Source organism: Kitasatospora sp. NPDC101447 (genome assembly GCF_044767225.1).
Classification (GTDB): Bacteria; Actinomycetota; Actinomycetes; order Streptomycetales; family Streptomycetaceae; genus Kitasatospora.
This window is the reverse complement of record NZ_JBIWNL010000013.1, coordinates 75274-98175: the sequence shown is the minus strand read 5'-3', so window position 1 is coordinate 98175 and position 22902 is coordinate 75274. Positions and strand designations below refer to the sequence as shown.

The 22902-nt window shown below is 73.3% G+C and carries 18 protein-coding genes; 10 read left to right on the top strand and 8 right to left on the bottom strand.

The genetic code is table 11. The features are described 5' to 3' along the window. Positions 1 to 168: 168 nt before the first annotated feature. Both ACIRST_RS20325 and ACIRST_RS20320 read left to right on the top strand, forming a co-directional pair. Positions 169 to 660 (top strand): DUF6882 domain-containing protein, encoded by a 492-nt coding sequence (locus ACIRST_RS20325; protein WP_402803323.1) that lies wholly within the window; start codon positions 169 to 171, stop codon positions 658 to 660. A gap of 84 nt (positions 661 to 744) precedes the next feature. Further along, the gene (locus tag ACIRST_RS20320; RefSeq protein ID WP_350520438.1) at positions 745 to 1194 is read left to right on the top strand and encodes a helix-turn-helix transcriptional regulator; all 450 of its coding nucleotides are present in this window, start codon (positions 745 to 747) and stop codon (positions 1192 to 1194) included. Positions 1195 to 1344: 150 nt separating this feature from the next. Here the strand turns inward: ACIRST_RS20320 and ACIRST_RS20315 are convergent, their stop codons facing one another. Together ACIRST_RS20315 and ACIRST_RS20310 are read right to left on the bottom strand one after the other, a co-directional pair. Then, positions 1345 to 1947, bottom strand: a complete 603-nt coding sequence (locus ACIRST_RS20315; protein WP_402803321.1) for a ClpP family protease — start codon at positions 1945 to 1947, stop codon at positions 1345 to 1347. A 1-nt stretch (position 1948) separates the two neighbouring features. Next, on the bottom strand, positions 1949 to 2587 hold the full coding sequence (locus ACIRST_RS20310; protein ID WP_402803319.1) for a ClpP family protease: 639 nt from the start codon (positions 2585 to 2587) through the stop codon (positions 1949 to 1951). A gap of 355 nt (positions 2588 to 2942) precedes the next feature. Here ACIRST_RS20310 and ACIRST_RS20305 point away from each other — a divergent pair, with 355 nt between their 5' ends. From ACIRST_RS20305 to ACIRST_RS20280, 6 genes are all read left to right on the top strand, one after another. After that, positions 2943 to 4244: a glycosyltransferase gene (locus ACIRST_RS20305; RefSeq protein ID WP_402803317.1), complete on the top strand. Its 1302-nt coding sequence runs from the start codon at positions 2943 to 2945 to the stop codon at positions 4242 to 4244. 246 nt (positions 4245 to 4490) lie between these two features. Then, positions 4491 to 5189: a DUF1062 domain-containing protein gene (locus tag ACIRST_RS20300; protein ID WP_350520434.1), complete on the top strand. Its 699-nt coding sequence runs from the start codon at positions 4491 to 4493 to the stop codon at positions 5187 to 5189. 251 nt (positions 5190 to 5440) lie between these two features. Beyond that, positions 5441 to 5740: a trypco2 family protein gene (locus tag ACIRST_RS20295; RefSeq protein WP_350520433.1), complete on the top strand. Its 300-nt coding sequence runs from the start codon at positions 5441 to 5443 to the stop codon at positions 5738 to 5740. A 61-nt stretch (positions 5741 to 5801) separates the two neighbouring features. Then, positions 5802 to 10034 (top strand): trypsin-like peptidase domain-containing protein, encoded by a 4233-nt coding sequence (locus ACIRST_RS20290; protein ID WP_402803314.1) that lies wholly within the window; start codon positions 5802 to 5804, stop codon positions 10032 to 10034. 77 nt (positions 10035 to 10111) lie between these two features. Beyond that, positions 10112 to 10621, top strand: coding sequence for a hypothetical protein (locus tag ACIRST_RS20285; protein WP_402803312.1), 510 nt, complete (start codon positions 10112 to 10114; stop codon positions 10619 to 10621). A 204-nt stretch (positions 10622 to 10825) separates the two neighbouring features. After that, entirely contained in the window at positions 10826 to 12322 is a 1497-nt protein-coding gene (locus tag ACIRST_RS20280; protein WP_402803311.1) for a phosphatidylinositol-specific phospholipase C domain-containing protein, read from the top strand. Between the two features lie 58 nt (positions 12323 to 12380). Here ACIRST_RS20280 and ACIRST_RS20275 read toward each other — a convergent pair whose 3' ends face one another. From ACIRST_RS20275 to ACIRST_RS20250, 6 genes are all read right to left on the bottom strand, one after another. After that, a complete protein-coding gene (locus ACIRST_RS20275) occupies positions 12381 to 12842 on the bottom strand; it encodes a hypothetical protein (protein WP_350520429.1) in 462 nt (153 codons plus the stop codon). Positions 12843 to 12980: 138 nt separating this feature from the next. Next, entirely contained in the window at positions 12981 to 13802 is an 822-nt protein-coding gene (locus tag ACIRST_RS20270; protein WP_402803310.1) for a DUF4389 domain-containing protein, read from the bottom strand. A 112-nt stretch (positions 13803 to 13914) separates the two neighbouring features. Continuing rightward, complete coding sequence (locus ACIRST_RS20265; RefSeq protein WP_402803309.1) at positions 13915 to 15051, bottom strand: DUF4190 domain-containing protein; 1137 nt, start codon at positions 15049 to 15051, stop codon at positions 13915 to 13917. A gap of 350 nt (positions 15052 to 15401) precedes the next feature. Then, positions 15402 to 16742 (bottom strand): diaminopimelate decarboxylase, encoded by a 1341-nt coding sequence (locus ACIRST_RS20260; protein WP_402803308.1) that lies wholly within the window; start codon positions 16740 to 16742, stop codon positions 15402 to 15404. 300 nt (positions 16743 to 17042) lie between these two features. Beyond that, on the bottom strand, positions 17043 to 18749 hold the full coding sequence (locus tag ACIRST_RS20255) for a PucR family transcriptional regulator (RefSeq protein ID WP_402803307.1): 1707 nt from the start codon (positions 18747 to 18749) through the stop codon (positions 17043 to 17045). 111 nt (positions 18750 to 18860) lie between these two features. Further along, positions 18861 to 19790, bottom strand: a complete 930-nt coding sequence (locus ACIRST_RS20250) for an aminoglycoside phosphotransferase family protein (RefSeq protein WP_402803306.1) — start codon at positions 19788 to 19790, stop codon at positions 18861 to 18863. Positions 19791 to 19967: 177 nt separating this feature from the next. Here ACIRST_RS20250 and ACIRST_RS20245 point away from each other — a divergent pair, with 177 nt between their 5' ends. After that, a complete protein-coding gene (locus ACIRST_RS20245) occupies positions 19968 to 20642 on the top strand; it encodes an MBL fold metallo-hydrolase (protein ID WP_350520423.1) in 675 nt (224 codons plus the stop codon). A 183-nt stretch (positions 20643 to 20825) separates the two neighbouring features. Beyond that, positions 20826 to 22847, top strand: coding sequence for a TnsA endonuclease N-terminal domain-containing protein (locus ACIRST_RS20240; RefSeq protein ID WP_402803305.1), 2022 nt, complete (start codon positions 20826 to 20828; stop codon positions 22845 to 22847). Positions 22848 to 22902: the final 55 nt, after the last annotated feature.

Genomic DNA, 22902 nt, shown 5'->3' with positions numbered 1-22902 from the left:
CGCCACCGGCCGCCTGAGTAGCGGTACTCAGAACGGGACCGGGTGGGGACCGGGTACCGACCCGCCCGACACCCGGCCGGCCCGGACCACCGCCGGCCCGGACCCGGTGGTCGGCAGCAGCAGCCCGGGTGGGAGCATCCCGCCGACAGTTCCGTACGAGGAGGACCGGTGGACGACCACGCGCAGCATGACCACTCCGACTGGGAGGAGGTCGTGTTCGCGGCCCGGGAGCGTGCCCACACGCGGCAGGCCCTCATGGTCGAGCGCTACGGCCTGTCGGGCGACGACGTGCAGTACCACTGGTCGATGGACGACGCGCGGATCACCTGGTCCCGCGGCGGGGCGGTGTTCCTCACCGGCCGGCTCACGATGATCGGCACTGTCAGCCTCGCCCGGCAGACCTGGTTGTGGTCCTGGGCCAACGACGCGCTGCCGCCGGCGGTCCTGGGCGACATCGAGCGGGTGCGGCGGTTCGGCGAGGCGAACGACTACCCCGTCCTTCCGTGGCCGGGCTTCGACCACCACCCGGAGCTGGTCGCCGAGGCGCGGATGGTCGCGGCGTCGGTGCTCGACGCCGACGGGCTGTGGGCGGACTCGACGGACGACGTGCAACTCCACTTCCTGGTCCACGACCTGGCGCCGGTCCCCGAACCGCGGTGACGCCCGCCCCCGAGCCCGCGCGGCTTCACCCAGGGCAGAACGCCGCCGTCTTCCCACGGCGCCGCGGATCCCTAGGCTGAGGGGGTGAGCACTCATGCGCCGAACGAAGCCCGCGTCATCCCCCTGCGCCGGCAGGCCTCGCCGCCCGCGCCCGACGGGGCCGCCCGCGCCCCGCAGCGGCCGGCCGGAGCCGCACCGGAGCCCGCGCCGAGGGAGCCGCTCTGGCGCGACCTCGTCGGCGGTGTGCTGCGCCGCGAACGGCTGGCCCAGGAACGCACGTTGAAGGACGTCGCGGAGGAGGCCCGGATCTCGATGCCGTACCTGTCGGAGCTGGAGCGCGGCCGCAAGGAGGCCTCCTCCGAGGTGCTCGCGGCCGCCGCCCGGGCCCTCGGGCTCGGCCTCGGCGACCTGCTCTCGCTCGCCCAGGACGACCTGGCCCGGTACGCCCGCAGCCGTACGGCCCGGACCGGCCGGACGGGCCTGGGGCGCACCACGCCCACGGCGCAGTACGACGGGCTCTGCCTCGCCGCCTGACGTCCGCCGGAGCACCCGAAGCGGCGGCCGGTACACCCCCGTCGTACCGGCCGCCGGTTCGGCCACCCGTTCGGCCTCCGGTTCGGCCGCCGTCCACGCCGCAGCTCAGTCGGGCGCGGCTCAGGCGAACGCCACTCACACGGAGGCGGCTCAGGCGAGCGCGGCCCGCCGGCTCAGCACCGCGTCGGCCAGCCCGTAGGCGACGGCCTCCTCGGCGGTGAACACCTTGTCCCGGTCCATGTCCGCGCGCAGCGTCGCCGCGTCGTGGTGCGTGTGCCGGGACAGGACCTCCTCCACCTGCGCGCGGACCCGGACCACCTCCTCGGCCGCGAGGCTGAGGTCGGAGACCGTCCCCTGCCGCCCGCCGCTGGCCGGCTGGCCGAGCAGCACCCGCGCGTGCCGGAGCACGAAGCGCCGCCCGGGATCCCCGCCGGCCAGCAGCACCGCCGCCGTCGACGCCGCCTGGCCGACGCAGAACGTGGAGATCGGCGCCTGCACGAAGGTCATCGTGTCGTAGATCGCCATCAGCGACGTGAACGATCCGCCGGGCGAGTTGAGGTAGATCGAGATCTCGCGCTCCGGGTTCTCCGACTCCAGGTGGAGGAGCTGCGCGATGACCACGTTGGCGACGCCGTCGTCGATCTCGGTGCCGAGGAAGACGATCCGCTCGTTCAGCAGCCGGCTGAAGACGTCGTAGGACCGCTCGCCCTGCGCGGTGCGCTCGATGACGTAGGGAACCGTGTACGAGCCCATGTCACAGCCCCATCCGTCGGCGCGAGACGGCCGGGCGGATGTCGGCGAGCGACTCCACCACCCGGTCCACGATCCCGTACTCCTTGGCCTGCTCGGCCGTGAACCAGCGGTCGCGGTCGCCGTCCCGCGCGATCGTCTCCTCGCTCTGCCCGGTGTGCTCGGCGGTGATCCGCTCGATGGCCTTCTTGGTGTACTGCAGGTTCTGCGCCTGGATCACGATGTCGGCGGCACTGCCGCCGATGCCGGCCGAGGGCTGGTGCATCATGATCCGCGCGTTCGGCAGCGCGAACCGCTTGCCGGGCGCCCCCACGGCGAGCAGGAACTGGCCCATGCTGGCGGCGAACCCCATCGCCAGCGTCGAGACGTCGTTCGGGAGGAGCCGCATGGTGTCGTAGATGGCGAGGCCCGCGGTGACCGACCCGCCGGGGCTGTTGATGTACAGGCAGATGTCGGTGTGCGGGTCCTCCGCCGACAGCAGCAGCAGCTGCGCGCACACCCGGTTGGCCGACACGTCGTCGACCTGGGTGCCGAGCAGGACGATCCGCTGGGCGAGCAGCTGCGCCGCGAGCTGGTCGTCGAAGCGGCTGGGCGGTGTGCCGCCCTCGTCCGCGCGGGGCGAGAGCGTGCCGAGTGCAGTCATCCGGTCTCCTCGGTCGAGGCTGGTGTTCCGTCGTTCTCCACCCTTGCCCCGGGACGGCCCGCGGGTACGGTTTCTCTGCCCGCCGCAGATTCGCCACGGGCAGAGCACCTCCGCCCCCGCCCGCACCAGCACCCGCGCCGTCCGCCCCCGCCCGCATCACCGCCGTCGGAGCCCCGTACCGGCCAAGCGGGCCCACGCCGTGCCCGGACGGGCAGACGGCTCTGCCCCCGCGACAGCCGCGGGGCCCTGGTGGCGCGTACGCGGACTTGCTCTACTGCCTCCGGACACCCACCCGCGGCACCCGCCCACCCACGGCACCCGCTCGCCCCCGGGCACGATCGAGGAGAACCACGCGATGCGCGAACACGTCACCGGGGCGCAGCGGTCGGCACCCGCGGAGCGGGGATCCCGGCAGGCGGGGCGCAGGCCGGCCGTACCGGCGGCTCCGGCGGTGTCCGCGGCGCCCGCACCGGGCCGGCCGCGCAGCCCGGGCGAGGTGACGGCCCTGCAGCGCTCGGTGGGCAACGCCGCGGTTGCCCGGATGATGGAGCAGGAGCGGCACGCGCACGGTCCCGGTTGCGCGGCCGACCACGGCACCGCCGTGCAGCGGGCTCCGCTGAACCTGACCCGCGAGGGCCAGGACAGGGCGGGGCGCCAGCCGTTGGACTCGGACCAGGCCGACGACGTCTTCGACTACGCCCTGACCTCGCTGGCGAAGGGGAACCACGAGGCGGTGGAGCTGCTCCTGAAGCGGTTGGCCGAGCTCTCTCCCGTGCCCGACTACCTCGACGCCCTGCGGACGGCGGTCGCGGGCAACCACGCCGACGACCGGCCCAGGATCCCGCCGGAGGTCCACTTCATCTGGATCGGGCAGCCGATCAGCAAGCCCGCGCTCGACCAGATCGTCAGCTGGGCGGCGAGGGCGCAGAACTCCGACTGGAGCATCAACCTGTGGACCGACCGGAACAGCACCTGGCGTACCGGTGACACCCTCCGTGTCAAGCTGACCGGGAAGCTGAAGTTCCGGAGCATCGAGGAGGCGCTCGACGACCGGGTGCGGGAGATCTACACCACCGCCACGACGGGGAATCAGAAGGCGTACCCGCTGGCCTCGGACGTCGCCCGCTACAGCATCCTGAAGAAGCACGGCGGCGTGTACGCCGACGTGGACCTGGGCTCGGGGGGCATCGACCTGCAGCGGACGAAGCCCCAGCTCCGCGACACCGACGTCCCCGTGCTCGGCCCGCTGATCCGCGACTCGAAGAGCCTGAAGGGCACCCTCGACACCGCCGGGGCCGGGCACGCCTCCGGTCTGCCCGTCGGCGACCAGGTCCGGATCGCGGCCCAGTACCTGCTGGACACCGGCGGCTACGGCAACCACTTCATCGCCGCGCAGAAGAACTCCGCCGTGATGGACCGGATGATCGCCAAGGTGGCCGCCGACACGTCCGGCATGGACGCCGAGGAGCTGCACATGGTGGGCCCGGCGGCCACCGGCCCGTTCGGGCTCATCAAGGTGGTGGACCAGCACCTGAGCGAGGAGTTCGGCGTCGAGAGCCTCCGGACCGGCGAGCACGCCCTGTTCCAGACCGCGGGGCGCCAGTTCCACGAGCACATCCAGTGGCTGACCACGGAGAGCGAGAACCAGAACTACTGAGAGCAGTCCAGCCGATCGGGCACGGGGAAAATCGGTTGCCGCGGGCCGCCCTCTCGATCATGATCGCCCGCATGGACTTTTGATGACTGCCACGTAGTACGTACCTGTCGCGCGATCGACCTCGGGGCCTGACGAACCGGCCCCGGGGCGATGGGTCGCGCCCCTCGTGAGCATCCGTCAGAGAGCGGGAGCCGCCGAGTGAGTTCGGCATGCCCTCCTGCTGAGTCCTGAAAGCACCCAACACACATGAATACCGACCGCAAGGCCCTGTGGGCCGTGCGTCAGTCCGCCCTGCCCACCGTCGTCCGGTCCTGCCCGGACTGTCCCGGCATGCGGCACCGCGCCTCGGGGAAGATCCGCGTCAACGCGAGCGGCAAGCTGCTCGACGTCTGGCTGCTGTTGACCTGCGCGACGTGCGACCGGACCTCGAAGGTGCCCGTCCACGAGCGCGTCCACGTCTCGACGCTGGAGCCGGCCCGACTGGTGGCGTACGAGATCAACGACCCGGCAGCGGTACGGGAGTTGGTGACGAGCGCGTCGCTCGCGGCGAAGAACCGGTACCGGCTCGACTGGACCGGGACGTGGGAGCTGGAGGCCCGGATGCCGCTGTACGCGCTCGACGACCCGAACCCGCTCTCGGTGCAGGTGCGCTTCGAGCTGCCCGCCCCGGTCCGGGTGGAGCGGCTGCTCCAGCTCGGTCTCGGCCTGAGCCGGGCCGAGGTGCGCCGTCTGGTCGCGGACGGGCGGATCCGCCTGCCGTTCGCTCCGGACGTCAAGGCGCACCAGGACTTCGAACTCACCATCCACGGACCCGGTTCCGTCGATGCGGCCAAGCACGCGAAGTCCCTCGATGCGCCCGACGCCGAACGCACCGACCTGGCTCGGATCGGGCTGCCGCCCGCACCCGGCCGGGAACTCCCACGCCGGGCCACGGCGCACCAGTAGTGCTTCGTCAGGTGGCTCGTCACGTCGTCGTGTGGCCGGTAGTTCTCCGGTCGTGTGAGGGCCGGAGAGCTCGCGGTGTGACGGGGCCGGTTGGAGGAGTTCGCAGCTGAGGCGTTCGCGCCCTTGGCCCGCTGTGATCAGCGGGCCAAGGGCGGTCCGTATCTACGGGGGTTGTTTTGACTGATCGTCATGGCAACTCCCCTGCCGCGCCCTACAATCGGCCGTCACTGCACATCGCCGAGGGAGTGGCCGTGATCGAGCTGTCCGATGTGATCCGGGACCTGCGCAGCCAACTGGGACGAGCGATCGAGGCCGCGGCCGACGAAGAGCTCGAACTGGAGCTCGGGGACATCGAGCTTGAGCTGACCGTCGCCCTGGAGAAGGGCGGAGGGGGCACGGCGAAGGTCAAGTTCTGGGTCCTGGAGCTGGGCGGCAACGGCAAGATGGGACAGACCGACACGCAGCAGCTCAAGCTCACGCTGAAGCCCCGTCTCAGGAGCACGGGCAGGAGTCCGCACGTGTCCGGCTCCGCCGTCGCCGGAGAACGGTGAGCACGGTGCACGGTGAGCGGTGCACCGTGGGAAGTGAGAGCTGAGAAGTGAGAGCTGAGCGGTGAACGGAGCAGCCGGCCGGCGGTTCCCGGCCTCCACGGGGCTGGATCCGGATCGCGCCGCGGAGATCCTGGTCACCACGGTCGACGGCAGGGACGAGCGCGGGTCCGGATACCGGGTGACGTCCCGGAGCGTGCTCACGGCCGGCCACGTCGTCCGCGATGCGGACGACCTGCGCGTGCGGTTCCGGGCGGACCAGCCCGGCGAGTGGACGGTGCGCGGCACCGTCCTGTGGAGCCACGATCGACTCGATCTCGCCGTGGTGGGCCTCGACGACGGCGAGGACCGGTCGGCAGGGCCGGGAGCAGCGGTGTCGCCGGTGCGGTTCGGGGCCGTCCCGGCGCTCGACGGCACCGTCACCTGCTCGTCGCTCGGTTTCCCGCTCTTCAAGCTGCGCCGGTCCGTCGACGGCAGGGGGCCCTTCAGGGACGCCAACCACGTCACCGACGGGAGGGCTCCGGCCTTCTCGAACCGCCGTGAGGGCCGGCTGGCCGTCCGCGTCGACCAGTCGCCGCGCCTCCACGGCTCCTTCGGCGACCGGAGTCCCTGGGAAGGCATGTCCGGTGCGGCCGTGTGGAGCGCGGGGTGTGTCATCGGGGTGGTCACCGACCACCACGAGAACGAGGGAACCGGGGAGTTGTCCGCCGCCCGTGTCGACCGGTGGTACGAACACCTGACGCGCGAGGAGGTGGCGTTCCTCCACGAGGCCATCGGCCTGCCGCTCACCCGGGACGGACTGACCGAGGTCCGTGTCGACCGCTCGTCCGCCGATGTGGAGGCCGTACGGCAGTCCCGGGGGCTCCACGCGCTGCTGGAGGCCGAGCTCAACGCCTCCCCGGTCCACCACTACCGTCTGCGGGACAGGCCCGGCCCGTCGCTGGACGACACCTATGTGTACCAGCGGGTCGAGGAGACGGTCAGCAGCTCGGACCTGAAGGTCAGCGCGCCGATCACCGCCGACGAGGTGCTGACCCGGCACCGTCACGTCGTCCTGGAGGGACAGCCGGGGGCCGGCAAGTCCACCTTCCTCCACCACATCGCCCGCAGACTCGCCCGGTCGTGGACGACCGGGGAGGAGGACGACGAGGTCCTGCTGGACCGGACCGTCCTGCCGCTGCGGGTGGCGCCCCAGGATCTCGCCGGTCCCGAGCCGCTTCCCGTCCTGCTGCGCGCTTCGGCGCACCGGAGGCTCGGCGGGCTGCTCTCGTCGGGTCTGCCGGTCGACCTCTTCGAGGAGTCCGTCCACGCCGTCCGGTGGCTGGTGCTGGTCGACGGCCTGGACGAGATCGTCGACGTGTCCGCCCGCCGGCGGGTGCTCGACGTGATCGCCGCGGACGTGCGCAGGCCGGTCAGTTCCTTCCGGTGGATCGTGGCGACCCGCCCCCTGCCCGCGGCGGAGGTGGCGTCGCTGCGTGAGGACGACGTCGCCGTGTACCGGCTGGCTCCCTTCGACGATGCCCAGCTCCGGCTGCTGGCCGGCCGCTGGCTCGACGCGGAGGCCGACGAGGCCGCCGGTGAGGAGAGGGTCAACGGCTTCCTCCGGCAGATCGACGCCAAGGGCCTGCGTCAGATCATCAGGACGCCGCTGCTCGCGTCGATCGCCCTCATGGTGTACCGGGACCTGCCCGGCGAGCTCCCGGTCGGCCGGGCAGGTCTGTACGAGGACCTGATCGGGTACCTGTTCCGGCGGGACGCCGAGGGCGGACGCCGGTCCGCCTGGCGGAGGACGGTCGTCGAGGAGGGCGGCGACGAGTCCCTCGCGGACCGGCTGTACGGGCTTCGTGCGGGCCTGCTGACGCATCTGGCGCGGATGACGCTCGCGTCCGACACGGCCGTGACGACCGCGGACGCCGTCGCGTGGGCGAAGAGCCGGGTGCCCGATCCACCCGACTTCTTCGCGGCCTGGGCGGAGGCGATCGGTGCGCTGCTGTCCGGCACCGGGCTGTTCCACGGCGTCGCCGCACGGGGGGAACTGCACTGGGCCCACCGGAGCCTCGCCGAGTTCCTGGTGGCTCGCGACGCGGCCAGAGCGCTCCCCGACACCTGGCCGGGCGGGGACTGGCAGACCGACGAACTCCTCTCGGCCGCGCTGGCGGAGACCCGTGACGAGCTGGCCGTGCTCACCATCGCGTGCTGGGCCCACGAACGGGGTGACCGCGCGGCCGAACGGCTCGCCGTGCTCCTGATGGACCGCAGCGACCGGTACGAGGACTACACCCTCTACACCAGTGAGGTGCGATTCGGGCTGGACGGCAACACCCCGGACCGGTACGCCCTGCTGGCCGGTCGCCTTCTCGCCGACGGGATCCAGCTTCCGGAGGACCTGCGGATCCGGATCGTGCACCGCCTTGCCGATCGCACCCCTTCGCACTTCCACTTCGGTCTCTTCAGCGATGTGCTGTGTGCGCTCCCCGACACGGGCCCGGCGCACCGGGCACTCGAAGCGACTCTCAGGGACACGTCCCTGTCCTTCAACTCCCGGTGCGAAACGCTGCCCACGCTCAGCCGCCTCTCCGGGGTCGAGTCGATGCTGAGCGCAGCCTCGGAGCTGCTGGCGCAGTCCCCGGCGGGCGTCGAGACGAGAGTCACCCGCGGCGGCAACGTGTACCTCGACAGGTCGGATCCGCGCGCGGTCGTCGCTTCCGTCCTGGCGCGGGTGCAGGATCCCCCGGCGCAGGCCATGGCCACGGAACTGGCCGAGCAGGCATGTGACGAGCTCGGGACTGCCGAGGACCGGGAGGTCGGCTCGGCGGCCACCAAGGGTTTCCTCGCCGACGCCTTCACCGCCCTGGGGAATCCCGGAAGGGCGGTGCACCTGCTGCAGTCCGAGCAGTCGAACGAGATCACGGTGGCCCGGCTGGTCGCGGCCGGAGCGACCACGGCCGCCGTCGCGGCAGTGCGGGAACTGTCGGCGGATCCGGAACGGCCCGCCATCTCCTCGATCGAAGTCCTCGTGCAGGCCGGCGTGCTGGATCCCGTTCCGGAGATCTGCGCCGATGTGCTCCGGTCCCTTACGGAGGAACTGAGGCGGGAGCTGCACGAGCGGGAAGGCCTCGACGAGTGGACCGCGAACCGCCGCGGGAGGGAGATCAGCCGACTGCTCCGGTTGCAGCTGAGATCCGGTGATCCCGCCCTGTCCTTGCAGGTCATCCGAGCGGTGGCCGGCGAGCCGGCGGAGGTGGATCCGATCCTGGCCCTGTGTGTACGGGCGGCCCCGAAGGAGTTCGCCGATCTCCTGCGGGACGCCGACCGGTCGGGCTTCCAGCAGGCCGTCAGGAACCACCTCCCGGCGATGGCGGCGGACCCGGACGACCCCGCCGTCAGGCTGTACGCGAGCCTGGTCCTGTTCGAGATCGGCGAGCTGCCGGACCCGGCGCCCCTGCTGCGGAACCTGCTCGACCGACGTACCGAAACCGACAGCCGGCTGGACGTCGTGGAGCGGCTGCTGTCCACGCGCCTGCGCGCCGAGGTCGACGGCGTACTCGTGGCGATGGCCACCGAGGACGAGCTCGGGAAGGACCTCGCTCTCGCGCGCCTGCTGCTCTGGACCGGGCAGGTCGGCGTGGCGGCCTCGGTGGCGGAGAGGACGGTGCTCGCGAGCTGCGACGGGGAATCCCACACGCTCGGCAGGAACGCCGTCGATGCCGTACGGATGTTGGCCACGCATGACGCCGGCCGTTGCTCCGAAGCCGTCGCACGACTGATCCGGACCATGCTCGGCCAGTTCGCCCGCGATCCCGAGAGCGCCTGCAGAGAGCTCTTCTCCCTGCTGGAGATCCTCCCGGACGGCGAGCCTCGGACGACCGGCCCCGACGCGGTCTCCGAGGCCTCCGCAGAACTCATCGAGCGCCTGTCCGCAGACGGGACCGCGAGCGGCTTCCGCGCGGCGGTGTGCGCCACGCTGGCCCTGTCGGCCGCCACTCGTCACGATCCGCGGACCAGAGCGGCAGCGAGGCGGGCCTGCGAAGCGGCTCCGTGGACGCAACTCGACTTCCGCGACGACTGGTTGACCGTGGGCACGGCCAACGCGGCCGCGCAGGTCGCACTGGCCGGCGACTACGCGTACATGCGACGAATCGTGCGGAGGATCTCCACGTACCAGGGCTGCGCCGATCTCCCGGATGTGCAGGCTCGCGTGCGGGCCGCGGTGGACGGCTGGGTCTCCTCCCTTCCGGAAACGTCCGACGGTACGGAAGGCACCGAGGCCGGCACGTTCGGGGAAGCGTCCTCCTAAGGTGGCCTGATGGACAACCAGCATCAGGGCCCGGATGTGGAAACCGCACCGCCGGTCCCGACGAGTGTCGTCGGCCTGTGGACACCGACCCCGCCGTGCTGCTGCGCCGGCTCGACATCCGGGACGCCGTGGTGTCGGCCGACCGCCCGACGGCCGCAGAACTCGTCCGCCTGATCGGCGCGGAAGCGCGGCTGCACACCTCCTGGGACAACGTGGGGCCGGTCTCGGTGGTCCGGCACCTGGCCCTGCGACTGCTCGACGACCGGGCTCACGACGGGGCTCACGGCCCGGCCCTCACCCCGGCCCGGCTCGCCCGGCTGACCGACCCGGAGCTGTGGTCCGCCTTCGACGCCTGCGCGGCCACCCGGGAGGAGAGCGCCATGATCCGCTACGAGCCGCACCGGCTGCGGGTCACGATCGGCCGCGCCCCCGCGGACGAGGTGGGCCGGCGCTTCGCCCTGCGCAAGATCTACAGCTCCGCCCCGCTGGTGGACGGCCGGCCCGTCGAGGCAGCCGCGCCCGACCTGGCCGCCGAACTGACCGCCCTGCAGTCGCTGCCCACCGAGTTCCACGTGTGCTGGAGCTGAGTGCCGCCGCCGACGGGCTCCCGGTTCCGGCACGACCGCGACCCCGCCGGGCCGGGCGGAGGAGGCGTACGTCCGGCTGAACCTGCCCGCTCACAGGGGCCGTTGACCGGGACGACCGCGGTTTTTCCGGTATCGGATGGGAGTTCCATGCCTCGTTCCTCTTCTCACGACACCCGCCCCGGGCCCCGGCGGGGGTTGCGGCGGGTGGCGCACCTGGTGACGGTCTGCGTCGCCGCGGGTGCGGCGCTGCTCGCGCCCGGGGTCGCCGGGGCGAGCGGGAAGTCCAACAGCGACGCCTTCGACAACCTCGGGCCGGCGACCCGGGCCGACTGGATGAAGGGCGTCGCCGGCGACACCTGGCTGGCGGCGATGTCCCTGCCGGGCACCCACGACACGCTCGCCATCCACGGCGGCAGTTCGGTGCAGACGCAGCAGGACTTCGGCGACAGCGCGGGCACCCTGACGGCGCAGCTGGAGCGGGGGATCCGCGCCATCGACATCCGGGTCCGCGTCACCGAGAACAAGTACTTCGCCGTCCACCACGGGTCGTTCTACCAGAACGCCAACTTCGACGACGTGCTGGGCAGGGCGAAGGCCTTCCTCGACCAGCACAGGAGCGAGACGATCGTGATGCGGCTGCGGGCCGAGTGCCCGCTCAGCGGCGGCGGTCTGTTCGACTGCAAGAACGACCCGGAGACGGTCGACAACGCCCGGCGCGAGGCCATCTTCAAGGACTACGTCGCCCGCTACCCGGACCTCTTCTACAGCGCCTCGGTGAGCGGGGCGGGAAGGACTGGCGTTCCCCGCCTCTCGCAGGCCCGCGGCAAGATCGTGCTGGGCAGCTTCGACGGCGTCGACAGCGACAACTACGGCCTCAACACCTTCAACGACCACAAGGAGGACCACTACGACGCACCCGACGTGTCCAGGAAGTGGGACTACGTCAAGGCGAACATCGACAAGGCCGTCGACGACGGCAAGGGCGAGATGTTCGTGACGTACACGTCCGCGTCCACCGCTCCCCTCACGGTGCCGTACGTGTACGCGGGCGGGTACGTGACGGCGGGCAAGTACCCGACGCACATCCCGGGCGTGAACTTCAAACTGATGGACTACCTGAACAACGGCGGCGGCAACGGTCACCTGGGCGTCGTCCTGATGGACTTCCCCGGCTGGGCCCTGGTGGACGACATCATCGCCCGCAACCAGGCCAATGCCGTCGTGGACGGCCACCAGGCCATCTGGCAGGTCAACGCCGACAAGACGTACGTCGACACCAAGTACCACCGCTGCATGGTGCGGGGCCCGGAGTTCGACGGTTCCAAGACCGGGGGCCTGGTCACCCAGCGCGCGTGCCAGTCGTCGGCGCCCAGCAGCCACCAGTGGGGCGCCGAGAAGCCCTCGTACGACGGCAAGGGCTTCTACTGGCTCAAGGCGAGCAACGGCACCTGCCTGACCGTCCCCTACAACAACGGCACCCCGCCGGGGCCCGGTACCCAGCTGTTCTGGTGGGGCTGCGAGACCCGCTGGTCCTCGGGCAGCCAGCTGTGGAACGTCGTCCCCACCTCGGTCGAGGTCGGGGGCGTACGGAAGACGGCCTACAAGTTCATCAACCAGTGGACGGGCCTGTGCCTCTCGGTGGACCCGGCCACCGCCGGCACCTCCGGCGGCAAGGTCACCCAGGACACCTGCCCGAGGTAGCGGCTCGCTCGGCGGGCGGCCCCGGCGGTGGCCTGCGGGCCCCCGCCGGGGCGGCTGCCTACCGTCCCAGGTGGTCGGCCAGGCTCTCGACGGTGCGCCGCCGCGGGGTGTAGGCGGCGACCGCCGAGCCGTCCGCGAAGTGCAGCCGGAACCGGGCCATCGCCTGGAACCGCGGGCGGCGCTCGATCCGGGTGACCAGGTGGCGCGGGGCGTGCCACAGCACGTCGGCGGCCTTCCGGATGTCGCTCGTCGAGACGAACGCGACCCGCCGGTCGGTGACCAGGAGCAGCTTGTGCATCGCCGCGCCGGCACCGCTGGGGAAGCCCTGCGCCAGGCTGCCGGCCTCCCCCGACACCGCACCGATCCGCCCCAGCTTGTTGCCGAGCCGGGCGCCGGCCCCGTCCCCCAGGCCCTTGGCGCCGGCCACCGGGTAGAAGGTGGCCACGTCCAGGATCCGCTCCCCCGCCGCCAGCAGCGGTTCCACGGCCTGGCGGTAACGGTTCACCAACTTGTCGGTCATCCGATCAGACTAGCGAAGATCGTCAGGCGGGTCGGCGCCCGCTCCTCCGCCGGGTCCGCCGGCCCGCTCGCGGCACCGCCGGTGCGTGGGCGACCCGTCGCCCACCGGGCTCCCCGCTGCCCACCGGGCTTCCGTCGCTCACCGGGCGGCACGGTCGGCAGGGCCCGGCACCAGGGGCGCCATGACGTGCTGGGTGGGGTTGGTGGCCTCGTCGTCGTTGTCGTCCGAGTCCACCGAGGTGGTGATCGAACTGGTCGTCCAGGAGACCACCCCGAGGAGGATGAAGACGACGAGCAGGCCGCGCCCGGCGCCGCTGAGGACCAGCGGACGGGTGGCCGACACCGGGCCGTCCGGCTCGCTGCCCGGCTCGTCGCCGAACAGGCGCTTGGGGTAGGCGGAGGAGAGCATCACCAGGTAGGCGGCGTAGCGCGTCCGGTAGCGCAGGATCGCGGTCGTCGCCTCGTACAGCGGCTGCGGCATCCGGCCGAGCACCAGCACCACCAGCCAGCTGATGAACGCCACCATCCACCACCCCGCTTCCACCAGGCCCTGCACGATCGAGGCCGGAATGACAAGGATGATGCGGAACAGGACGGCGAGCCGGTTCAACTCGCCAGGCCGCAGCCCGACCTGCACCGGGTACTCGGGGGCGTGGAAGCGGAACGGCGGGTAGCGGTCCACGGTGAGCATCAGGTACGCGGTCACGCGGGTCTCGTACGGGACGTACGCGGTGAGGTAGTCCACGGCGAAGCCGGGCAGCCGGCCGAGCACCAGCGCGCCGAACCAGCCGATGACGGTGACGAAGAACGCCACCACGGACAGCACCCACACCACCACGAACTGGGGGATCAGCAGCAGCGCGCGCAGCAGCACCGTCCAGCGGTTCTGCGGGCCGGACGCCGGCATGTCCAGGACGGGGAGCCACTCACGGCTGACGGGGGCGGGCGGTGCCTGCCACATCCGGGCCTCCACGGTCTCGGGTCGGGGGACCCGGCGGTCGGACGCGGGGCCGGGCGTCCTCCGAAGATCGCAGCCCCCCGCCCGACCCGCGCGCCACGCTGCGCCGGACGGGTCAGCCCGGCGAGCCGGCCCAGGTGACGTCCTTGCGCTGCAGCCCGGTGCCGTAGTCGAACCGGACCGAGAACGGGTCGGCCGCGCCTTCCGGCAGGGCGTACGCGGACGCACCGGTGGCCTCCTGGCCCGGGGACAGCGAGCCGGGGAGGAACTTCATCCGGTTGCTGCCGTCGATCAGGGTGAAGACGAGGCCGCCGTTGGCGTCCCTGACGGTGGGGCTCCCCGAGCCGTAGAGCGAGAGCTCCTGGGAGCCGGTGTTGACGACGGTGATCCTCACCTGGACGATCTTGGCGTTCCTGGGGACCTCGAACACGGTGCTGCTCGGGACGTACGGCTCCGGTGCGGCCATGGTGACCTTCAGGCCGTCCGGGTACGTGTAGGACTGGCCGAACGACAGGCGCCGGGCCTTCAGGTCCTCGGCCGCCTTCTGCTGCTCCGCCTCGATCCTCTTACGGTCGGCCTCGGCCTGCTCCTTCACCTTCTCCGCCCGCTCCTGGGCGGCCCGGGACTCGGCCTCGGCGCGGGCCCGGGCGGCGTCCGCCTCCGCCCGCCGTTCCACGTTCGCCGCGTGCACCCGTGCCATCACGAACACCCCGGCGCCGGCCGAGACCACCAGGCCGGAGACGCCCAGGATCACACCCGCCAGTGCCACCGCCCTGTTCGTCGCCACACCCTTGCGCACGTAGCCCAGGCCGATGATCCCGAAGACCAGGGCCAGCAGGGCCGGCAGCCAGGACAGCCAGAACAGGATGACGGCCAGGCTGAGGACGGCGCCGACGATCCCGAGCACCATGGCCGCGACGCCCAGGCCGTTGCGGGGCGGCGGCGCCGGCACCGGGTACGGCGGCCAGTACGGCACGCCGCCGGGGTGCGGGCCGGGGACCGCGACCGGCGTCGGGGCCGCGATGGGGGCCGGGGCAGCTGCGGGGGCGGGGACCGTGGCCTCGCCCGGCCGCTGGGCCTCGCCCTGACCCGGGTTCAGCGGCGCCCACGGGTCGGCGCTGGCCGCCTCGCCGGAAGCCACGTCGGCGGCCACCTCGGCCACCTCGACGGCCGCCACGGCCGCGGGCTTCTCGGCATCCTCCGGGGAAGCCTTCTCGGCCTGCGGTCTGTCGGGTGGGACGGGAGCGGTCATACCAGATCCTTCGCGAACGACGAGATGAGGGGATGAGGGGATGACGAGATGAAGAGGCGGGGAGCGGTGGTCAGCCCCCGGGGCGGCGTCTTCCCCCCGGGACAACGACTTCTCGACTCCCGGCCGACAGGCGGCCCGGTCTGCGGCGTGGAACGGTCACCGCCCGGGCCGGACCCGCGCGTCGACACACCCCGGCGCGGGACACCGACAGGGCCGGCAGGTGATCAACATACAGGTGCCCGGCGACCGCTCCGACACCGCGGGTCCCGGCCCCGGCCGGGCCGCCGGGCCAGGGCCGGCGCCCGTGGTTCGTCCGCGACGGACCGTGGCCGGCCGCCGGAGGGGCGTCCTCACCCGCCCGTGCGGCCCAGCAGGTCCTCGACGGTCTGCGCGCGGCGCAGCGTCTCGAAGCGCACCGCGCCGTCGGCCGCCACGGTGACCCCGTGCACGGCGGGTTCCAGCAGGCTGTTGTAGGAGAACGGGGTGGACGTGTAGTAGGCCCCGGTGTCCAGCAGCGCGACCAGGTCCCCGGGCTCCAGCAGCGGCAGCGGGCGGGACCTGGCGACCAGGTCCCCGGCGAAGCAGGCCGGCCCGGCCACGTCCTGTTCGACCGGCTGCCCGTGCTTGGCCGCCCCGGTCGCGTCGTGCGCGGTGACCCGCAGCGGCCAGGAGTCCGGTGCGAAGACCGTCCGGGTGGCCACCTGCGCACCGGCGTAGGTGATCGCGATCGCCCGCCCGCCGGACTCCTTGGTGTACTCGACGTAGGCGGCGGTGAAGCCGCTCTTGGCCAGCACGGACCGGCCGAACTCGGTCACCAGCCGGAACTCACCGGAGAACAGGTCGGGCACGCGCGCCTGCAGCCGCTCGACGTAGTCCCGATGGTCCGGGGTCACCCGGTCGTCGGCGAAGTTGACCGGCAGGCCGCCGCCGATGTCCAGGCCCACCACCTGACGGCGGCCCAGCTCGCGGTTGATCCGCCGGGCGAGGGCGACGGTCGCGGCGACCCCGTCCGCCATCAGGTCCAGCGGGCAGCCCTGGCTGCCGACGTGGCAGTGCAGCCGGCCGAGCCAGGGCCGCTCCCGGAAGGCCTCGACCAGCCGGGCGGTGTTGCCCTCGTCGGCCAGGGCGATGCCGAACTTGGAGGTCGCGGTGGCGGTGCTCATCGCCCCGATGGCGCCGGCACCGAGCTGCGGGTTGACGCGCACGCCGATCGTGGACTCGCTCTGGGCTTTGCCGGCCTGCCCCGCCCGCCCGGGAGTCAGCAGCTCGTCGACCCGGGCCAGCTCCTGCCAGTTGTCGATGTTGACGGCCACGCCGAGCTCCAGCGCCCGCGCCAGTTCGCGGCGGGTCTTGACCGGGGAGTCGAAGACGATCCGCGCGGGCTCGAAACCGGCCGCGAGCGCCTGCGCGAACTCGCCGGGGCTGGCCACCTCACAGCCCATGCCCAGACCGCGCAGCCGCGCCAGCACCGGGACGAGGCTGTTGGCCTTGGCCGCGAAGGCGTGCAGCACCTCGACCGAGTCGGGGAAGGCGCGGTGCAGCGCGCCGACGGTGGCCGTCACCGCGTCCAGGTCGAGGAAGCCCGCGAGCTGCGCGTCCTCCGGGTCCAGCAGGCCCTGGCGGACCGCCGCGCGGAGGATGAGTTCACGGCGCTCGGGCCCGTGCAGGGCCGTCAGCTGGGGGTTCGCCATGGTGGCACACTCCGTCCGGTCGTCTCGGTCGCACGGCCCCGAGGTGCTCCGGCGGGCCGTGCGACCAGACTGCCCGTCAGCCGGCGGGCAGGTCCTCATCCCACGACCCGGGTTTCCGGCGGCGCCTCCGTGCCGGCCGACGGCGGGCGGGCAGCGGCGGTCCGCCTTCGCGCCGGACGACGAACGTGCCGCGCCGTCCTCGCCCCGGACGACGAACGTGCCGCGCCGTCCTCGCGCCGGACGACGAAGTCCCGCAGCGGGCGACAAGCACCCCGCAGGTCCCCGCGCGGGACGACGGCCTCAGCCCTCGTCGGCCACCGAGCGCCTGAGCAGCAGCAGTTGGAGCTGGGCCAGCAGCCGGGCGTCGGGGTCGTCGAGGTCGATGCCGCTCTCCCGCACCACCGTCTGGTCCAGGCGGTGGGCGTAGGTGCTGCGGGCCACGCCCAGCGCCTCCGCGGCCCTGGCCTTCTCCCCCGGTTGGTCGAGGAAGGCGCCCAGGGTGTCGACCAGCGGGACCTCGGCCTTGCGGGTGGACGCCAGCAGCCGCGTCACCGGCGTCTCCACCGGCAGCTGTCGCGCCGCCCGCAGCGCGTCCGCGAAGTGCAGCAGCGCCACGGCGTCCGCGACCTCCCCGACCCGGGCGACGTCCGGTGCGCTCCGGCCGAACAGCAGCCCGCCCAGCGCCAGTTCGGCCGTCCGCCGGGATTCGGGCGCCCCGTCGAGCCGGTCCTGCACCTCGCCGACGCCCACCCGTACGCGCAGCCTCAGCTGCCGCGACAGCTCCCGGGCCAGCGATCCGGCCAGCAGCCCCACCCGCTCGCGGGCCCGTACCGGGTCCTTCGCCAGCCCGCCCAGCAGCACCAGGACGCCCCGCGCCGAGGGCACCACCACCGACACCTCGCCGCGCCCGGTGCAGTGCCGGAACGCCGCATCGACCAGCCGGCCGCGCGCCCGGACGTCCTGCGGGCCGCCCGGCCCGGCACCGACCGACAGCACCGCGCACCGCTCCGCCGCCGGCAGCCCGGTGCGCGCCGCCAGCAGTTCGGCGGACCCCTGGCCGTCGAGCAGCCCCCGGACCGCTTCCAGCAGCAGCCGGTCCTGCCCCTCCCGGCGCGCGCGGTCGTGCAGCAGGTGGGCCACGGCCTCCCGCGCCGCGGCGCGCAGGGCCTCGCGGTTGGCCGGGGTGTCCAGGGGCCGCTCGCCCTCCGCCGCCACCCAGATCGAGCCCAGCGGGACGTCCCCCGCCCGGACCAGCACGATCAGGCGCTCGGGGGCCTCGCCCTGCGCCTTGCGGTGGAGCACCCGGTCCGAGCGCAGCAGGTCGCGGTCGAACCCGGCGTTCCGCAGGTCGTCGCGCCGGTACGCGGGCGGCTTCTGCCCCAGGATGGTCCAGATCCGGACCCAGTCCACGTCCTGACCGATGGGCGAGTAGGCGAGGACGTTGTACGCCGTGTCCTCGATCGTCACCGAGCCGCCGACCCGGAGCGCGATCGCCTTGGCCAGCTGCGGGAGGTCGCCCAGCGGCACACCGGCGATCCTCGGTTCGGGCGTCACCGACAGCCCCGCGTGCAGGATCCCGATCACGGTCGGCCAGTCCGTCCACCGGCTGCGGAAGAGCACCGCCGTCCCCGCCTCGGCGGCGGCCGCGCCCAGCGCCTCGTTCCCGGAGCCGGTCTCCACCGGACGGAAGAGCACTGCCGCCGCGCCGGCCTCCCCCGCCCGGCGGACCAGGGCGCCCGCCTCCTCGGTGTGCGGATCGACCCCGACCGCGACGAGCAGATCGCCCTGGGACGCCGGCGGCTCCAGCTCGTCGAGCACGACCAGCCGGCTCACCGGCCGCTCCGCTCCGCCCGGCGCGAGGCGGCCCGGGACGACGAAGTCCCCCGCCAGCGTCAGCAGGCTCAGCAGGGTCGGCCCCGACCCGGGCCGGTCCGCCGATCCCGTGCGTCCCGCCTGTTCTGCTCGTCCCGCCTGCTCCGCCTGCTCCGTCTGTTCCGTCTCGGACATGGGCCACCCCTCCCCAGGGCACGCGCGCCACGGCCGGGTCGGCGTCAACTCGCCCAGGGCGTCCACCGGTTCGACCACTGTAGTGCCGCGAGACGGAACCGGGGACGCGGGCTACCGCTCGGTGAGCGCCGCCGCCAACTGATCGGCGAACGCGGTGAGCCAGTCCAGTCGCGATCCGCCGCGGGCGATCCGGAACCCGTGCCGACGGCCCCAGAACGCGGCCTGGACGGCGTGGAACTGGGCCCACCGCCGCACGCGTTCGCGGTCGAGTTCGGCCGCCTCGGCGAACACGTCCAGGATGCGGTGGACGGCCCTGCGCGGGTCGTCCGCGTCGATGAGCGTCAGCGCGCGCGACTTCAGCAGGGTGCCGCCGTCGTAGGCGGGATCCCCGACGTACCCCTTGGGGTCGACGGCGAGCCACGGCTCGCGGCCCGCGCGCAGGATGTTCCCGGCGTGGAGGTCGCCGTGGACGAGGGTGTCCGGCTGGACCGGGCCCAGCTCCCGGACGGTCGCGACAGCGGCGTCCAGCACCGGGCGCGGCAGCGGCCGCGCCAGTTCCTCGTCGTCCCGGCGCAGTTGCTCCTCCCAGGCCGCGGCCTGCTCGCGCAGCCGGGGCAGGCCGGGCGGCGCGGGGACGGCCAGGCGGCGGTTGAGCCGCCCGGCGACCGTCACCACCTCGTCGCCGTCCTCGACCTCCGCCAGGGTCTCGGACCGGACCCGCTCCAGCAGCATCGCGTACCGCGCGTCGTCGCGTTCGTGCAGATGGACGGCGCCCCGCCCGGCCCACGCCACGAACGCGTCCGGCTCGTAAACATTGCCGGGATGCGGGAACGACACCTTCAGCACCGCGGGCTCCCCGCCGCGCCCCCGTACCGGAACGATGACGCCGACGCCGCCGTGCATGACCGCGCCGTCCGGCACGCACCACCAACGCGCCAGCAACTCCTCCACGATCCCGGGCACCTCGGTGAGCCACCGCGCCCCGGCCTCCCCCTCGCGCTCGACGGTGCTCCGCGCGAACTCCTCCGGTACGGCGATCATCCCGGCACCCTACCGAGGCACCGCCGGTGCCGGCACGTCAGGTTGCTCGTCCCGGGCGGCTTGTCACATCGTCGACCCTGACCACGACCGGCCTCACCCCTCGATCGCATCCCACGCACTGGTGAGCCGTCAGCGAACAAACACGCGGATCCGAGCCCGGCCACGCATGCTGAGGCCATGGACGTGACCGAGGTTCTGCCAGGACTACGCATGCTCCGGTTCCCGGTGGGTTCGGCCTATCTGTGGCGGGACGGCTCCGAGGTGACCCTGATCGACTCCGGCACGGCGGACTGCGCGGCACGGATCGAGGAAGCACTGGACGGCGAACTGCAGCGGATCGTGCTGACTCACTGGCACGAGGACCACACGGGATCCGCTGCCGAACTCGCCGCCCGGCACGGCGCGGAGGTGGTGGCGCATCGGCTGGAGGCTCCGGTGATCCGGGGGCAGGAGGCCGGAGCGGCGCCCGTGCTGGAGGAGTTCGAGGTACCGATCAGGGCGGCGCTTCCGCCCCTGCCGGCGGCCCCGCCCTGCCGGGTGGACCGGGAGGTGGAGGACGGCGATGTGCTGGAGTTCGGCGGCGGGGCCGTGGTGGTCGCCGTGCCCGGACACACGGACGGGTCGATCGCGCTCCACCTGCCCGGGCCGAAGGTGCTGTTCACCGGAGACGCGGTCGCCAACGTCGGCCGGACCATGATGGGCGTCTTCAACACCGACCGCACCCGAGCCGTCGAGTCGCTGCACCGGCTTGCCGAGCTGGAGGCCGAAACGGCGCTCTTCGGACACGGCGACCCGATCACCCACAGCGCACGGGCCGCCCTGCGGGAAGCGGCCGCCGCAACCGTGCTGTGACCCCGGCCCGCCGACCGTCGCGGTGGGGCTTCGCGTCGAACCGACGCCCGTGATGGTGCGTCACTCCTACCGGGACGCCTGCCCGCCGCATCACCGAGTGGGAGCGCGGGCATGCTCCAGCCTGTTGTCAGAAGCCGTGGGGGGAATGTGCAGGGTCGATCGTCGGCGCCCAGGACGGGTCAGGTGTGGAGCGACGCCGAGGACGCGCGGTTGCTGGAGCTCGCACGGCAGGGCCTGGACCTCGACGAACTCGCCGTCCGGCACGGCCGGTCCGTCGGTGCGATCCGCGGGCGCCTGACGCGGCACATGCCGCTCGCCTTCGCCATGGACGAGGATCTGCTGCGGTGGGCGCGGTCCTTGCCGCCGCCCGCCGACGACGCGCACTCCCTCGACGCGGACGCCGACACCGACCCCTGGACCGACACAGGCAACGACACCTGGACCACCGCCGACACCGACACCTCTGCCGCCACCGGGACCGACTGCGAGGCGCCCGATCCGGCCGAGGTCCTCGCCGAGTGGCAGCAGCTGACCGGGTACACCCTCGGCCCCGAACGGCAGGCGGCCTTCCTGGCCCGCTCGACGGTCGGCAGGCTCGCCGCCGAGGACCCGACGGTGCGCCGGGACGCGGGACGGCGCCTGTGGCGGGGCACCGGGCGACTGCTACTGGACGACTGGGCCCTGGAGTGCCGGTGCCCGGGCGCCGCCACGCTCGCCCCACCGTGGAGCGCCATCGCCGAGGACGACGACGACACCGCAATGCTCCTGCGCGAACTCCTGGCCGCGGCCGTCGAGGAGATCCCCGGCGCCCGTGACCGGCGGATCGTGGCGAGCCGGTTCGGCGTGGGCGACCAGGACGCCCGGACCCAGGAGCGGATCGGTGCCGACCACGGGCTCTCCCGCGAACGCATCCGCCAGCTGCAGAACCGGGCCGTGCGCGCGATGGCCCGCTCCGCCGCGCCCGCCACCGGCCGGCTCCGCACCCTCGTGGCCGAACTCGGCGGCCTCGACGGGCACTCACCGGACGCCGGGGGCACGAACGACGCCGGGGGCCCGAACGGCACCGAGGAAATGAACAGCCCCGAGTGCCCGGGAACCGCGGACGGACCGTCCAGCGCCGAGCGGCTGCTCGACCTGGCGCAGGTCCTGGTGCCGTCCATGGCGCCGCGCCAGGCGGTCACCCTGCTCGCCACCCTGGCCGGGGCCCGCAAGCTGCCCGCCGACAACCTCGCGGCCCAGGCCATGACGATCCGTACGCTGCGCCACGACGCACAGCGCCGCGAGGCCACCCGGCAGGGTCGGATCGAGCGGGCCACCGCCCGGTGGGAGCGGCTGGCGGGCCGGATCGAGTGGTTCGGCATACCCGAGAGCGCTCCCCCGCGCAGCGACCTGTCCGCGCTGCGCGAGGCCGACGACGACGATCCGCGCTCCGGGTCGTGGCACTGCCCCAAGCTCGGACGCGCGGTGGCGTACGAGTCGGAGAGCGAGCTCCATCTGATCCAACTCCTGTCGTTCGCCCCGCAGATCGCGTACTACCAGGAGCAGCCGCTGGCCATCGGCTACGAGTTCGACGGGCGCCCGCGCACCTACTTCCCCGACCTGCTCGTCGCCACCACCGACGGGCGCTGCGTCCTGGTCGAGGTCAAGCCGCTGTTCGAGATGGCCACCGCCGTCAACGTCGCCAAGTACCGGGCCCTGGCGCAGCTGTGCCGCGAACGCGGCTGGGGGCTCCTGGTCACCGACGGGCACCGTACCCGCGCGCTGCTGGAGGAACACCGGCCGGACCCCGGGCTCGGCGGCCTCATCGGCCCGTTGCTGGACGACGGGACGGTGCTGGGGTGGCCGCACGTGGTCGCCGCAGCCGGCGGGGAACGCCCGCACTGGATGGACTTCGCGGCCCTGGTCCTGAGCCGGGGCTGGGACTGGCGCACCCGGCCGTTCCGGCTGAGCATCGGCCGCGCCACCGCCCCGCCGGCCACGTCTGCTCCGGCGACCCCGCCGGCCACGGCGGCCGCCGTGGCGGTGGACCAGGACGCGGCGGGCCAGGACGCGGTGTTGTGCCCGACCCCCGAGGAGATCGAGGCCGCCCGCACCCCGGCCGGCGGGTGGCGCCGCGACCAGCTCGCGGCGTGGGGCGTGCCCTGGCCTCCCCCCAGGGGCTGGAAGCAGCGGCTGACCGACCGGTCACGCGCCGCCCGCGGCTGAGGTCCGGCCCGGCGGCCGGCGCCCCGCCGGGCCGGGTCAGGCCGGTGCCCCGTGC